General features: G+C 72.3%; 14 protein-coding genes. 6 read left to right on the top strand and 8 right to left on the bottom strand.

Going from position 1 to position 14,530, the window contains the following annotated elements; translation table 11 throughout:
* Positions 1-48: 48 nt before the first annotated feature.
* Genes BR70_RS0113055 through BR70_RS22450 form a run of 8 tightly spaced genes read right to left on the bottom strand, consistent with a single transcriptional unit; the run spans position 49 to position 9,750 of the window.
* Positions 49-657 (bottom strand): hypothetical protein, encoded by a 609-nt coding sequence (locus BR70_RS0113055; RefSeq protein WP_155896881.1) that lies wholly within the window; start codon positions 655-657, stop codon positions 49-51.
* Entirely contained in the window at positions 654-998 is a 345-nt protein-coding gene (locus tag BR70_RS0113060; RefSeq protein ID WP_027466429.1) for a hypothetical protein, read from the bottom strand. Before BR70_RS0113060 ends, BR70_RS0113055 begins: the two co-directional genes overlap by 4 nt.
* Positions 988-5,052 (bottom strand): type VII secretion protein EccCa, encoded by a 4,065-nt coding sequence (eccCa, locus tag BR70_RS20910; protein WP_081827380.1) that lies wholly within the window; start codon positions 5,050-5,052, stop codon positions 988-990. Before eccCa ends, BR70_RS0113060 begins: the two co-directional genes overlap by 11 nt.
* A complete protein-coding gene (locus BR70_RS0113070; protein ID WP_027466430.1) occupies positions 5,049-5,903 on the bottom strand; it encodes a hypothetical protein in 855 nt (284 codons plus the stop codon). Before BR70_RS0113070 ends, eccCa begins: the two co-directional genes overlap by 4 nt.
* A 2-nt stretch (positions 5,904-5,905) precedes the next feature.
* On the bottom strand, positions 5,906-7,273 hold the full coding sequence (locus BR70_RS0113075; protein WP_027466431.1) for an EsaB/YukD family protein: 1,368 nt from the start codon (positions 7,271-7,273) through the stop codon (positions 5,906-5,908).
* Positions 7,270-7,548, bottom strand: coding sequence for a hypothetical protein (locus BR70_RS20915; protein ID WP_051596901.1), 279 nt, complete (start codon positions 7,546-7,548; stop codon positions 7,270-7,272). Before BR70_RS20915 ends, BR70_RS0113075 begins: the two co-directional genes overlap by 4 nt.
* Positions 7,532-8,641 (bottom strand): DUF6177 family protein, encoded by a 1,110-nt coding sequence (locus tag BR70_RS22445; protein ID WP_027466432.1) that lies wholly within the window; start codon positions 8,639-8,641, stop codon positions 7,532-7,534. Before BR70_RS22445 ends, BR70_RS20915 begins: the two co-directional genes overlap by 17 nt.
* A complete protein-coding gene (locus BR70_RS22450; RefSeq protein WP_155896882.1) occupies positions 8,638-9,750 on the bottom strand; it encodes an FHA domain-containing protein in 1,113 nt (370 codons plus the stop codon). Before BR70_RS22450 ends, BR70_RS22445 begins: the two co-directional genes overlap by 4 nt.
* A gap of 98 nt (positions 9,751-9,848) precedes the next feature.
* On the opposite strand from BR70_RS22450, the gene BR70_RS0113095 reads away from it, so the two are divergent.
* The 6 genes from BR70_RS0113095 to BR70_RS0113120 all read left to right on the top strand — a co-directional run bounded on the left by BR70_RS0113095 (position 9,849) and on the right by BR70_RS0113120 (position 14,098).
* Entirely contained in the window at positions 9,849-10,184 is a 336-nt protein-coding gene (locus BR70_RS0113095) for a WXG100 family type VII secretion target (RefSeq protein ID WP_027466433.1), read from the top strand.
* A 29-nt stretch (positions 10,185-10,213) separates the two neighbouring features.
* Entirely contained in the window at positions 10,214-10,531 is a 318-nt protein-coding gene (locus BR70_RS0113100; RefSeq protein WP_027466434.1) for a pore-forming ESAT-6 family protein, read from the top strand.
* Position 10,532: 1 nt separating this feature from the next.
* Entirely contained in the window at positions 10,533-10,916 is a 384-nt protein-coding gene (locus BR70_RS22455) for a DUF6507 family protein (protein WP_051596903.1), read from the top strand.
* On the top strand, positions 10,913-13,156 hold the full coding sequence (locus BR70_RS23350) for a TNT domain-containing protein (protein ID WP_027466435.1): 2,244 nt from the start codon (positions 10,913-10,915) through the stop codon (positions 13,154-13,156). Before BR70_RS22455 ends, BR70_RS23350 begins: the two co-directional genes overlap by 4 nt.
* A 15-nt stretch (positions 13,157-13,171) precedes the next feature.
* The gene (locus tag BR70_RS0113115) at positions 13,172-13,441 is read left to right on the top strand and encodes a hypothetical protein (protein WP_027466436.1); all 270 of its coding nucleotides are present in this window, start codon (positions 13,172-13,174) and stop codon (positions 13,439-13,441) included.
* 117 nt (positions 13,442-13,558) lie between these two features.
* Entirely contained in the window at positions 13,559-14,098 is a 540-nt protein-coding gene (locus tag BR70_RS0113120) for a hypothetical protein (protein WP_027466437.1), read from the top strand.
* The last annotated feature ends 432 nt before the right edge of the window (positions 14,099-14,530 follow it).

A 14,530-nucleotide genomic window follows, 5' to 3' on the forward strand; every position in this document is an offset into this window, starting at 1 on the left:
GCCCGTCACCAGCTGGTGACGGGCCTCCCGTTCGTCCACCGGTCGCGGCTACCAGCCCAGGGCCGTGAGCAGACCGGACACCGTCGTGATCGTGGTGTCGCTGATCGCTCCCACCTGGACCCGACCGGGACGGCCGAGCGCGCGGTCGGCGCGCAGCACGAGGACCGCCGAGACCCCGGTGTCGCTCAGCCGACGGGTGTCCACCGGATCGTGCGCCGCGCCGCGGTCCACGAGCACCACGACCGATCGCCCGATGAGGGTCGGGTCCGGAGCACCGGCGATGGACGCGAGCGCTGCCCGGACGTCCGCCGCACCGTCGGCGGTGGCCCGCCCGACCACGACGAGGGAGTTCTCCGGCGTCGCCGCGAGGACGGCGGCAGGGCCGACGTGCGCCCCCATGTCGTGCACCGTCACGCGTGAGGTGGCCGGTTGCAGGGTGGGGAGTCGTGCGGCGAGCTCGCCACCGGAGTGGTCCGTCGCCTGGACCACCACGCCGAGACGTCCGCCGACCGCATCGGCGAGGAGTGCCGCGACGGTCGTCGTCCCGGTGCCGCCGGCGACCCCGGCGACGAGCACGGTCCGGGCGCGCTGCGCGGCTGCCCGCCGCGAGCCGGGCATGGGCGGCAACGGAGCCGAGGTCGGGGGTGTGGTGCTCACGCGCCGTCCTCCACGAGGAGCTGGGCGTCGATCGACGCTGCGAAGGCCTGGACGATCGCGACACCGACCTCGCCCGTCGGCCCCCACGGAACCCAGGCCTCGGTCCACCAGACGGGCGCGGCGCGCGTCGCCCACGGGGCGAGTCGTGCGATCTCGGCGGCGTTCTCGACACGCTCGGGCATCTGGACACTCAGGACGGCCCGCCCGCGGTCGTCGACGATCTCGGTGACCACGCGGTCGAGCGTTCGCACCCGCAGAGCCGGCGCGATCTTCGCTCCGGCCTCGACCAGTGCGAGCGACGAGGGCGCCGCAGTGGACAGGATGTTCACCTCACGGGGCATCGACGGCTCCCTTCGGGTCGAGCACGGTCGTCTGACCGGCGGGGTCGGCCTGCGCCGGGGCAACGGTCGTCGCCGTGGGGAAGTGGGCGACCTGCACGATGCGCGGGGGCGTCCCGCGTCGGACGAGACGCCCACGGCCGGGCGGGAACTGCTCCGCGTAGACCTTCGGGAACACCTGCCCCTCCGACCGTTCGCCGCTCAGCACGAGCCCGGTCGCACCCGAGTCGCGGATCGACTGGATCACGGTGTCGTACATCGCGCGTGCCGCACCGGCGACGGGCCGCGTGAGCACGACGTGGAGTCCGAGGTCACGCGCCGACGGCAGGTACGGCATGAGGGGCGCGAGCGGGTCGGTGCCGGCCGAGGCGACGATGTCGTAGTCGTCGACGAGCACCACGATGCGGGGCCGTGGTCCGGTGGACGTGCCGGCGGCGCGCTGCTCGAGCTCCGCGGCGATGGCCGCGGCGAGCCCCCGGGCGTCCCGGCCGTTCGCCGCGTGCCCGCCGAGGAAGTCGTCAGGCGTCCCGGCCGCAGCGCTGCCGCGGACGTCCATGAAGGCGAGGACGAGCTCGTCCGGCGTCGAACGTTCCATGAACCCGGCCGCCAGCCCCCGGAGGAGCGCGGTCTTGCCACTGGCCGTGTCACCGAACACCAGCAGGTGCTGGTCGACGGCAGGGTCGAAGGCCACGAAGTCCATCGTGTCCTGGCGGAGCGCGAACGGGACCGTCGTCGGGGTGTCGAGCGGGTCCGGGAGCTCGGCGGGGTCGAACGACTCCGGCAGCAGGCGGATCGGCGCGGCAGCCGGACCGCCCCAGCTGTCGGCGACCCGCTGCGCGAGGGCGCCGAGCTCGTCGCCGACCACACCGTCCTCCACGTCGTCGAGCACCGGCAGGGCCACCTGGCCGAACAACTCGCCGTCGGTGAGGACTCGACCGGGCTCGCCGGACTTCAGGGTCGCCGCGGCGGCACGGGCGATCGTGGAGTCTGCCGGGTCGTTGAGGCGCAGTTCGAACCGCTGGCCGATCAGTGGCTGGCTCGCGAGCCGGAGTTCGTTCCACCGGGTGAGCCCGAGGACGACGTGGATGCCGAAGCTGCCGCCGCGCTGGAGCAGGTCGGCGAAGGCGTCCTCGAGCTCCTCGAACTCGGTGCGCATCACGCCGAACCCGTCGACGAGGAGCACCACGTCCGCCGATCCCAGTTCGGGGACACGGCCGGCGGCGTGCCGGGTGCGGAGCATCGCGAGTGAGTCGATGCCGTGGTCGCGGAACACCCGTTCGCGCAGGCGGATCATCGCCTGCAGCTCCTCGATCAGCCGGAGCAGGCGGTTCCGGTCGGCACGCGTGGCGACACCGCCGACGTGCGGGAAGCCCTCGATGCGACCGAGGCCGCCGCCGGCGAGGTCCATCCCGTAGACGCTGACCTGCCGGGGCGTGGTGGTCAGCGCGATCGATGCGGCCAGCGTGCGGAGGAACGTGGTCCGGCCGGATCCGGGTGCTCCGATGACGGCGACGTGTCCGCCGCCCCGCGTGAGGTCCAGCATCCACGGCCGCTGTCGCTGCCGCGCGGGGTCGTCGAGCAGGCCGATCGGCACGGTGACGCCGGTCGGGTCGGAGACGGCGTTGGGGTCGAGGACGGCGCCGAGTGCGAGACGCGTCGGCAGCGGCGGCAGCCACACCGGCGTGGTGTCGCGGTCGCCGCGGTCGAGGCGTTCGACGGCCTCGTCGACGACGCTCCGCCCGACGTCGGGTGCCTCGAGCGTGACCTCACCGGGTGCGTCGTCCTCGGCCGCCAGCGTGTTGTAGACGGGCAGCTCGAACGGCTCGGGGGCGGTGTCCGCGGACGACGTGGTGACGGCCGACGCGGGAGCTGCGTCCTCGACCGGGCCGGACACGTAGCCGGATCGGAACCGCGTGTACACGCTCGTGTCCACCTTGAGGTAGCCGTAGCCGGGCACGGCGGGCAGGTGGAACGCGTCGCCCGTGTCGAGCACGACCTGGCTCTCGGCTTCGGAGAACGTGCGCAGGCCGAGCCGGTAGGACAGGTACGTGTCGAGGCCGCGGAGCTTGCCGGCTTCGATGCGCTGGCTCGACAGCAGCAGGTGCACGCCGATCGATCGTCCGATGCGCCCGATCATGAGGAGCAGGTCGACGAACTCGGGTTCCGCGGTGAGCAGCTCGCCGAACTCGTCGATGACGAGCACGAGGTGCGGCATCGGCGGCAGGTCCGGTCGCTGGGTGCGGAGTTCCCGGTAGTGCGTGATGGAGGGCGCCGATCCGGCGTCGCGCAGCATCTCCTGGCGCCGTCGGACCTCGCCGGCGATCGACGCCCGAGCACGCCGGGTGAGCTGCGGGTCGTCGGCGAGGTTGTCGATGAGACCCGCGACGTGCGGGAGGCGGGCGAACGGGGCAAACGCGGCACCGCCCTTGTAGTCGACGAGGATCATCGCGAGGTCCTCCGGCGGGTGCGACACCGCGAGGCCGAGCACGAGGGTGCGGAGCATCTCGCTCTTGCCGGATCCGGTCGCACCGATGCAGATGCCGTGCGGCCCCATGCCGAGCTGCGCCGACTCCTTGAGGTCGAGCAGCAGCGGAGCGCCGAAGTCGTCGACACCGATCGGCACGCGCAGGAAGTCCCGCGGGGCTCGGGGGCGCCAGGTGCGGTCCGGGTCGATCGTGGCGACGTCGTCGACCCCGAGCAGGTCCGAGACGCCGATGGCGGCCGACGACTCGGCACGCTGCTCGGTGTCGGCGGACAGTCGGAGGGGTGCGAGCGCTCGCGCGACGGCGGTGACGAGGGGCGGGGTGACGGGGTCGCAGACGGCGAGCTGGACCGGAGCGGGCTCACCTTCCTCGACGTCGCGGGCGTCGACGATCTCGAGGAGCGTCGTGCGTGCACCGGATCCGGCGCCCGTGCCACGGTCGGCACCCGGGGCGTCCGACCTCGCAGTCACCCGTACCCGGACGTCCGACGGTTCGTGCAGCCGGTCGGCGACGAGGTGCACGACCGTGATCCGGAGGTCCTCCGGCCGGGTCTCGCCCTCGGGGAGTGCGAGCGGAACGGCGACGGCGCCGTGCTCGTCCGCGAACACCACCAGGCGCGGCAGGTCGCTGCGCTTGGCCGAGTCACCGGATCGCCGGTACATCGCGGCGGTCCGGGCGCGTTCGCCCAGCTCGCCGGCGAGGGTGCGTGCGAGCGCCGGGACGTCCTCGGCGACCCGGCGCGCGCGCAGCGGCCCGTCGAAGGTGCGGTCCATCCGTGCGTGCGGGAGCAGGTCGAACCAGTCCCAGTCATCGGCGCGCGCCGCCGGGAACGCCGCGGCGAGGTGCAGGTCGTCCGGGGCGTGCAGCGCTGCGAGCTGCACGACGAGTGCCCGTGCGACCTCGAGCACGGCGTCGCGGTCGCCGACGACCGAGACGTCCCCGGCGCCGTCGAGTCGGACCGCGATGGGCATGGCGTGCACGGTGCCGTAGTGTTCGGCGACCTGCTCGAGCTCGGCGAGCATGAGCGGGTCGAGCGGCTGCACCGGGTTCTGGTCGGGCGGCACGGCGAGGTCGAGCCACCCCACGTCACCTGATCCGACGCGGACCCGCAGGAAGTCGCCGTGCGTGCGCCGCCGTTCCCAGAGGCGTGCCGGGTCACCGACGAGACGGGGGAGGGTGTCGGGCGAGGGGTCGACGTGCTCGGCCCGTTCCCGGACGGCTGTCGTGCGCGTCCGCAGGTCGCCGCGCAGTTCCTCGAGGTAGTCGAGGTACCGCTCGCGCTGCGTCCGCCGGTTCCGGACGGCGTTGCCCCGCTGGGTGAAGGCCATGCCGAGCCCGCCGACGAGGGCGACCACGAAGACCAGGGCGGCGACGACCATGAGCACCGGGTTGTTGCCCCGGAGCACGACCATCATCACGACCGACGAGATCGCACCGACGACCGGCAGCAGCGATTGCAGCGGAAGGCCGCCACTCGGCCCCTCCGGGAGCTGCGGTGGCGGGGCGAGTTGCTCGGCCTCGGGACGGACGAGCGGGGTGGAGACCCGGGCGGGCCGGTGCACGACGCGGTTCACCGGGCGACCTCCGGGGTCGTGCGGCTGGTGCGACGGTCGACCGCGGCGTCGACGAGCGCTGCCGTCAGGTGGATGAGCGCGATCCGCGAGGCCGTGGGGCGTTCGCCGCCCCCGGCGACGCTCGGGTCGCCCGGGATCGGGTGGACGGCGTGCCCGGGCCACCGGACGGCGGTGCGCGCGGCCCGGAGGCCAGCCCCCGTGGTGTCGACCGGGACGACCAGGACGCGCGTGTCCGGTGCGTGCCGCCGGACGGCGTCGGCGTGGGCGACGCCCTCCTCGATGGCGGGGCGGTCCGGGCCGGTGACGAGGGCGACGACGTGGGCATCGGCAGCCACGGCCCCGAGATCGACGAACGGGCTCCTGGACCCCCAGTCCCCGACGACGACGTCGAAGAACCGCGCGATCGGTTCGACGGCGTCGGTCCACTCGGCGGGTGCGGCCTGTCGGCTCGGGAGGCGCGGGTCGCCGATCCGCAGCACGTGCAGTCCGGACGGGGTCACCGCCAGACCGTCGGTCGCGTCCCAGGACGTCCGGGCGGCGTCGCGGCGCTCGGACCGCGGCGTCGGGTCCGTCCGGTCGGCGCCGGCGTGGGTGGCGAACGAGCGCAGCCCGGCGGCACCGTCCACGCCGAGCACCCGTCCGGAGCGACGACGGGCGAGCACGGTCGCCACGGCTGCCGCGGTCACGGAGCAGCCGGTGCCGCCCCGGAGCGAGGCGAACGCGATGCGCCGACTGGTGGGAACGGCCTGCCGGATGGCCCGGTGCGCATCGTCGAGCTCGCGTGCACCACCGGCCACGCTGCCGAAGAACGCCCGCCCGAGCGCGGGGACGACGTCGTCGAGGAGCCGCATGGTCAGAACGTCTCCAGGAGTGCGGCGAAGAGGCCGAAGGTGCCGAGCAGCAGCGGCAGTGCCACGACGACCGAGATCGTCTCGAGGACGTTGCCGAGCGACCGCAGGCGCGCTCGCTGGTGTGCGGCCGGCCGGACCCCGGCGAGCAGGGCTCCGAGCACCCCGAGGCCTGCGAGCGCGCCGAGCACCTGGAACGGTGCGGTGGTGGCGTGACCGAGGAGCCCGAGCACCGCGGCGACCACGACGGCGCTCCAGAGCAGCACGCCCTGCAGCGTCAGCGGGAAGGCGCGCGTGCGGAGTGCGGCGACGACGACCACCGCGGCGCCGAGCCCGACGGCCCAGGGGTCGCGGTCGGAGACGAGTGCGGCGCCGGCGAGGGCGATGGGGGCGGCCACCGCGGCGGTCGTCCAGTCGAGTGCTCGGTACGCGTCCTCGAGCGCCGTGACGACGCGGGCGCGAGCGACGGGCTCGCCGCCGCTCACACGGTCGTCGAGGCCGGTCAGTCCGGCGGAGGACATCGCGACCGAGGGCAGGAGCCCGCAGACGGCGATGGCTGCGATCCCGACCACGCCCCAGCCGGCGGCCTGCGGCGCCGGAGTGAGCCAGGTGAGCATGCCGAGCAGCGGGAGCACGACGCCGACGACGGCCGCGACGCCGATCGTCCGCGTGCGCTGTCCGACGCCGAGTCCGAGGCCGAGCGCGATCCACGCCCAGACGAGCACCAGGGCGGCGACCATCGCGGGTTGGTCGCCGTCCCGCCCGACGACCGGTCCGACGGCCAGCCCGATCGGCAGCGCGAGCCCGGTGGCCGCGGCCGTGAGGGCGATGCCGGTCCAGCGTGCCCCGGCACGACCCGCGACGAGCGCCGCGATCGCCAGTGCCACGCCGCTGCCGACGAGCACGGACGGCAACAGTGCGGGGGAGACGGTCCCGCCGTCGAACGCGGCTCGGACCGAGGCGACGGTGAACGCGGCGACCACGAGGGTGCCCGCGACGGAGGCGGTGGCCCCGACGGCGGCGGCGGCGACCGACCAGCGTGCGGCGGTGCCCCAGCCGTCGCGACGACGGCCGAGCGAGTCCGCGACGGCGTCGGTGACGTCCGAGACCTCGGGCGGCGGTGGTGCGTCGGCGCGACGGACGAGGTGCAGGACCTCGCCGTCGGCGATCTCCTGCGTGGCGGCGTCCGCTGCCAGGGAGACCTCTTCACCGGTGACGCGCACGAGGGCGACGGGTTGCGCGCTGTCCGCGATCGGTTCGTCGAGGATGTCGACCAGCCGCGGCAGCAGTCCGGCGAACGGCTCGTCGGAGGCGACGACGACGTCTGCACGGCGGCCGACACCGACGACGGTCACGCGGGTGAAGTCGCTCAATTGGTCTCCTGCTGGGGTTGCGTGGTCGGCACCGGTCGCGGTGTCTGCTGCGCCTGTTGCTGGGCGGCCTGCTGCGCCAGCGCGTTCGTGACGAAGGAGTACCCGAGGCACCCGACCCCCACGACCGCGGCGAGCACCACGCTGCCGATGAACCGCTTGACGTTGTCGTTCACCAACCGGCGGTCGGCGAGGCGCCCGAGCACGAACGCCTGCCGGAGTCGTCGGCGGTGCGTCGAGACGCTCTCCAGCAGGATCGAGTCACTGTTCCGCGGCACGCTGCACCTGCTCCCTCGTCCGGTCGTCCATCCCGACGGCGTCGGCGACGCGGTCGGGCCCGATGTGGTCGATGACGTCGGCCAGCTCGTCGACCGGGTTGCGGTCCTGCCGCCGCCCGAAGGGCAGCACGAGCGCCGGGATCCGAGGGCGTCCGGCGATGACGGCGCCGAAGCGGTCGCGCATCGCCTCGACGTCGAGGTCGAGCTGCCGGACGGCCGGCGCACCGAGGAGCATCCCGACCGGCAGCGGGGGCGGGGACAGCCGCGGCGCCTGCGCGAGGTCCGCGCGGCCCTGGCGCCGGAGCACCAGGGCGAAGAGCGGCAGCTGCGTCGTGGCGAGCCGCCCGAGCACCTGCGGGACGGCGGCGACCCGCATCTCGGAGACGGTGTCCCCGAGTGCGCCGACCGCGAGCAGCCCGGTGGTGAGCTCCTCGACGCCGTGCTCGGTGCGCTGCGCGGCGATCGTCACCGCGAGGGGCGCGTCGGGCGAACCGACGGCGAGGAACCGCGTGGAGTCGGGCATCCGCGAGCGAGCGGCCTCGGTGAGCGTGTGCCGGTCCCACGCGTGACCCGCGGGTTCGTGCGTCCCCCAACCGGTCGGTGCCGCCCCGGCGAGCTCCGTCGCGAGGAGTTCGGTGGTGGCCCCGAGGACGGTCTCGTCCGCGGCCCGGTGCCGGACGGACACCGAGACGACGAGGTGTTCCGCCGTCGGCGTCCAGGGACGCAGGTACCCGACGGCGACGTCCTGCACCGAGGTCGGCGGGCCGGTCCGGAGCGCGTCCGTGAAGTCGTCGAGTCGTCCGCCGTCGAGTCCGTTCCGCAGGCCGTCGTCGCCGCGGACGACCCACGCCCCGCCGCAGTCGAGCAACGCCTGGCGGAAGGCCTCGGTCACGACGGACAGGCCGTCGGTCACCAGGATCGGGCGGGCGCCCCCGCCTGCCGCGGTGGCGAGCAGGTCCGCCTGGGCACGTCCGAGCCGCACGATCGCCGCGCGGGTCTCGTAGCGGATGCTGCCGTCGCCCGCCGAGTCGACGAGCGGGTGCGTCGCGCCCGGACGGTCGTCCTCGGCGGTGTCGTGTCGGAGCGGGCTCACGTCGTGGCCCCGATCCGGTCGACCACGAAGGCGTGGTCGCCGATCCGGACCGTCGAACCGGCGGGCACGGGCAGGTCCACGCCGGGGACGAGGTCCTCGAACGAGGCGTCCGGACGGACCACCGAGGTGCCGTTGGTCGAACCGAGGTCACGGATCAGGACGACTCCGCCGGCCTGCACGAGGGCCACGTGCGTCTTCGAGAGCGTGCGCGACAGGTCCGGCACCGCGACCGTGGCGATACCGGACTCCGCCTCGGGGTTCCGGCCGATCACGCAGGTTCCGTCGAACCAGTGCACGGCGCCGGAGTCGAACCGCAGGACGACCGCGTCGGGCGGTACCGAGTCGTCGGCCACCGGTGCGGTCGGCGCGGGCACCGCCGCGAACCCGGCCGCGGGGGTGGGACCGAACCCCGCACGGCGGGTGGCGTCGAGACCAGCCTGCACCGCGCCTCCAGGCAGCGGCGCCGACCCCGGACGGACACCCGCCGACGCGGCGGCACCGAAGGCGGTGCCGAGCGCGGGCACGGCGGGGTCGAGCGGCTCGCGTCCGCGGTTCAGTGACGCGGTCAGCGTGCCCGTCGCCGCGGCCCAGGGGCCGGCTCCGGGCGCACGTCGGTGCCGACCGCCACCGAGCCGGGCGAGCTGTCGGACGGGCCCGGCGGGCAGCGCGTCGTCGACGTCGACGACGCGGGTACGGAGGAGCAGCCCGCCCGGCCCGCGGCCCGTCCTGGAGGCACGCATCACCACGATCGCGGTCGTCACGACGAGCCCGGCGACCGCTCCGGCGACGGCGGTGCCCACGGGGTCGGAGGAGGGGACCGCGGTGTGGGCGAGGAAGAGGAGGGCGGCGCCGGCGGCACCGCCGAGCAGGCAGACGACGACGTCCACCAGCCGGGCGAGGACGACAGCACCGGCCGGGGCCGTGGCGACGCCGTGCACGGCGTCGTACTCGGCGGAGCCGATCGTGCGCCCGAGGAGGGCACCGCAGTCGGTGCAGAAGCGCTGGCCCTGGCTCGTCGCGACCCCGCAGCGACCACAGGTCAGCACGGGTACCACGGACTCGACCACGATCGACGACATGCCCCACCTCCCCTCGGCAGGAACGATCATGTCAGAACCGGAGGGTGACGCGCGCGGCGGACGTGGTCTACGCTGCGTGTATTCGCTGTCACCCGTTCGGGGTGGGGGAACGACGGAGAGGATGCGCGATGAAGTTCGCGATGGGGGCTCAGGTCCTGACCAACCTGACCAAGCAGACGTCCGGTGCTTCCGGTGACCTGGGGACGCTCGTGCGCAAGCTGGCCGACTCGGCCGAGCCGCTGCAGGGTCGCTTCAACGGTGCCGGTCGACAGGCCTTCGACCGTTTCAAGGCCGAGACCGACACCATCGCCAACGAGCTGAACGGTGCGCTCGCGAGCGTGCTGCAGGGCATCTCGGGCATGGACCGTTCGTTCCAGGAAGGCGACCAGGACATGGCGCAGTCCACGAGCTCGCTCGAGGGCAGCTCGAACTTCGACGCGGCCCGCTTCAGCGGCCGCGCCTGACGGATCTTCGGGGAGAGGGAGAGAACACCATGAGCGGTGGCAACCAGGCAGATCGTCGCGACTACGACGTCGCGGCTTCGCAGAACGCACAGGACAACTTCAACGCCGTCGCGGCGCAGCTCGAGTCGCTCATCGCGCAGCGTGACTCCGACGTGAAGGCAGCCATGGCCGACTACCAGGCCGACGGCGTCTCGGACGAGTACCACGCCAAGGAACAGCGGTGGAACACCGTCGCCGGCGAGGTCAAGCAGATCATCGCGACGCTGCGCGCATCGCTGCAGTCGAACGACGAGTCGGCGCAGTCGGCCATCAGCAAGGCGAAGTCGGCCGTCGGCAACATCGGCTGACGTGGTCGACGGATGGCGGGTCGACCCCGCCGGGGTCGAGGCCGTCCTGACGGACGTCTCGACCAAGACCACGACGATGAACAACGCTCTGGGCGGATCCGCGGACGGATCGATCCAGGGCGTCGGAGAAGTCGTGCAGGACGCCGCGACGGCAGCACAGTCACCGGTGATCGGTGAGGCGCTCGCCGGGTTCTTCGAGCACCGGCAGGCCACACTGACGGGGATCCAGAACCGGATCCAGGCGTCGCTCTACGGCGCTGCCGGCGCGACACGTGCCATCGTCGACGGCGATGACGAGATGGGTGCTGCCACGGCACAGGCGAACGCCGTCACGGCGTCCACCAACGGCGACTTCCGCGCGTTCGACGGGATGTTCGACCGGTGACCGGCGTCGTCAAGACGGGAGCCATCCCGTACACGGACGTCCAGCTCGAGGCGATCACGAGCGGCGCCGCTTCGCTGCGGACCGTCGCGTCGGCCGTCCGCGACGGCACGGCCGACATCGTCACCGCCTGGAGCGGCATCTCCGGTTCCTACGAGGGCCCGAGCGATCAGGAACTCTTCGCGGTCATGACGCCCATCGGGCCCCAGGGCACGACGTTCGGCGACGACCTGGACGCCGCGGCGAAGGCGCTCGACACGTTCGTCACCGAGGTCACACCGATCGTCGCTGCGCTCAAGGCGTACGTCACGCGTGCCGAGCAGCTGCACCGCGACGTCGACGCGTTCACCCCGAAGACCGCGACGACCGAGTACGGCAACAACGCGACCGTCGAGTCCTGGGACCAGGACGAGACCCTGACCGACGAGAACAACGCGATCATCAACGGCGTCGCCGCCCAGGTGGTGGCGTACCAGGCTGCCGAGCGCACATGCGCGAACACCATCCGCGGGCTGTCCGGCCTGCAACCGCTGCACGCGATGAGCGGCAGTGGCTCGGACGACGCCCTCGCCTACGGGTACGACAAACTGCCCGCCGGCACGAAGCTGCCGTGGGGGACCGCGTCGGAGCGGAAGGAATCGTGCTCCGAGAAGACCGTCGACTTCCTGCCGAACATGCTCACGGGCGTGGCCGTCGACGGCATCTGGGGCACCGTGAAGGGACTCGGCACCCTCGTCGGTCTGGACGGCACGGGCTTCCACCTGGAGACCGCGGCGACGTCGTGGAGCGGAGTCCTCGCCCTCACCGGCTTCAACACGAAGACCATGCAGAAGGACCCCGACCTCCAGCGCGAGGCGTGGACCCAGCTGGGGAAGGCCACCGTCGGTTGGGACGAATGGGGCAGGGACCCCGGTCGCGCCGCCGGACAGGCGCTGTGGGGGATCGGCTCGATCGTCGTCCCGATCGTCGGGCAGGCGGGCAAGCTCGGCGCCGTCGGCAAGGTCGGCGAAGTCGCGGGGGCCGTCGGCAAGGCGGGGAAGTACCTCGATCTCGTCGATGCCGGTGCGTGGGTCTCGAAGGGCCTGACCAAGGTGCTGCCGAGGCTCGATGAGCTCAAGACGATCATGACCAAGGGTGTCGGTGACGACGCCGTCGGGTCGACCGGGCGCCTCGCCGACTTCAAGACCGGGCTCGGTGACTACCTGCACGGACGGCACGGCGACACCGACGTCGAGGTGCCGCCTGCTCGGACCGAGGCGGACACGGACGTGCGGGCGGGGAGCGACGCGAACGCGCGGGCCGACGGCGGCGACGCGACGGTGCACGCGCCGGAGCGGGAGCCGGCGCTCGTGGGGGCCGGTGGGCGCGGGGAGCACGGCGAGACGGCGACAGGCGACGGCGGTTCGACGTCGGGGTCGCACGGCGGTGCAGGGCACGGGGGCGACTCGGCCGGGCACGGTGGCGACTCGGCCGAGCACGACGGTTCCGGGCACGGCACGGGCGCCGACAACGGCACCGGCGGCACTTCCCCGGACGGCTCGCACGATCAGGGCACGGTTTCGGAGGCCTACTCGCACGTCGCGCTCGATTCCGAGGGCAAGAACGTCGGTCCTTTGGTGGCCGAGAGTAGTCTGTCGCCCGAGCAGTTGCACGACTACCTCGAATCTCAGTGGCCGCGCGACGGCGCACTGGCACGAGAGTTCGAGTCGTCCGGTGTGTGGCCGCACGACGTCCAGATCCCGAAGGGCCCGGAAGTCCTCACCCCAGACGGCAAGATCAACTGGGACGGCGTCGACAACGACGGTTTCGCCTCGAGGGGCGACGGGACGGTCGACCGTGCTCCTTACGATCCGCCCGTCGGATCTGTGCTCGACCGATACGGACCTCCGGACGGACGCTTCACGTCGCCAGTCCCCGACGGGGGCCCGTACCCGTACGATGAACGCGGTCTGCCCTACTTGGAGGACGCCAACCAGTACCACCAGTACGAGGTCGTCCACGACGTCGGCGATCTACGGGGCGCGTACGACGCTTTGGACGGGGACCACAAGGAACTCGTTAACGCACTGCTCCAGCAGCGCAACAAGACGGCGGACGACCTCGGATCCCTCGGTGCGTATCGTGGTGAGATCGCAGCAGTCGGTCGCTTCGGCTCTCCGGGCGGCGGAGTGCAGGTACAACTGCCGCTGCCGGTCGAGATCCTCCAGGTCCTCGGCGTACTCCGCGAAATTCCTCTGCACTGAGAACAGGACGAACTCATGGATGACATCGACGTGATGCGCGAACTCGCCGTCGCCGAGGCCGCGGGCGTTCCCTTTTGCTGGATGCGGCGGCCCTCCAACGATGTGAACACCCCGTGCATCTACGAGACAGCAGACGGATGGCGGGTCTCCACGACGAATGAACGGAGCACCGAGGAATCTGTCGACGACTATTCGGACCGCTCCGCGGCCGTCGACGATTTCGTGAGCCGCGTACAAGGGTCCGTACGGTACAAGGAGCTCCGCAAGAAGCTCCTCGGGCACTAGCGCAGGTCTGATGCCCGTTCTGACTGGGCCTGGTCGAGGACCCTTCTGACAGCCGGACGGTCGTCTGCAGATTGAGATCGTTTCCGTCACCGACCTCAAGAGATTCAGAATCCTGAGTTGACCGACAGTGAACCAGGCGAGTTCGCCGACCTCCAGTACCTCGAGGACGTCCTGCTGCGTGCCGGAAACGACCTCGTCACGTGTGAACCGCGAAGGGTGCAGTTCGGCGATCACGAGACACTGCAGCGGTACTCGGTGTCAGGCACGTCGGTCGAGGAGTGGCGTGGAGACCGGGGGCGTGGCGCCCTGACCGGCACACGGTTCGGGTCGGCCACGGACGCGGAATTGTGGATCGTCGCGGACGCGAGTGGGTACATTCGCGAAGCTCGTGGCCTGCCGATCGCACATTGGCTTCCCGACCAAGAGCACGAACTCCCCGAAGGGTTCACTATGGAGCAAAACGGCGCCGGTGTTCTCCTCACCTGGAGCGCATCGGGAACGGAACACCGAGTCCGTTTCGGCGGCGCTCTCCCGGAGGCCCATGCGGTGCAGTTCTCGGCCGTGGCACGGGTGCCGCTGAACCAGATCGAAGAGTGCGCGCTCCAGCTCGACGCCCGCTCGGCGTTCGCGGCCGCGGCGTCCGCTGCTTCGCGCTGAACGACTCCGTCGTGCCGCTGATCCATCGGACTACGCCGCAATACCGTGCCTCGAGGTGCTCGTGGTCCTCTTGCGCAGTGCTGGGCATGAGCGGGTCGTCACCGAGCCGACGCTCGTGGAGTTCGGCGATCACGAGACGTTGGAGCGTTACGTCGTGCAGGACTCGGAAGTCCTGGGATGGCGAGGCGACCGAGGCTCGGGAGACTGGACAGATGTCGTGTTCAGAGACGGAGACGGTGACGATGCTGCGCGTAGAATCGCGTCCTCTGCCGCTGGTGTCACCCGAGATCGAGCTGACCTCGAACGCGCCCACTGGCTGCATCGATCACCCCCAGGAGCTTCCCGCTGGCATGACGTCGACGGTCGAGTCCACGTTGAACGTGCTCCGGTGGACGGCGCCCCGCACCGTGCCTGGTTCGGGAGGGGTCGTTT

The sequence above is a fragment of the Curtobacterium sp. UNCCL17 genome, from assembly GCF_000686685.1.
Taxonomy (GTDB): domain Bacteria; phylum Actinomycetota; class Actinomycetes; order Actinomycetales; family Microbacteriaceae; genus Curtobacterium; species Curtobacterium flaccumfaciens.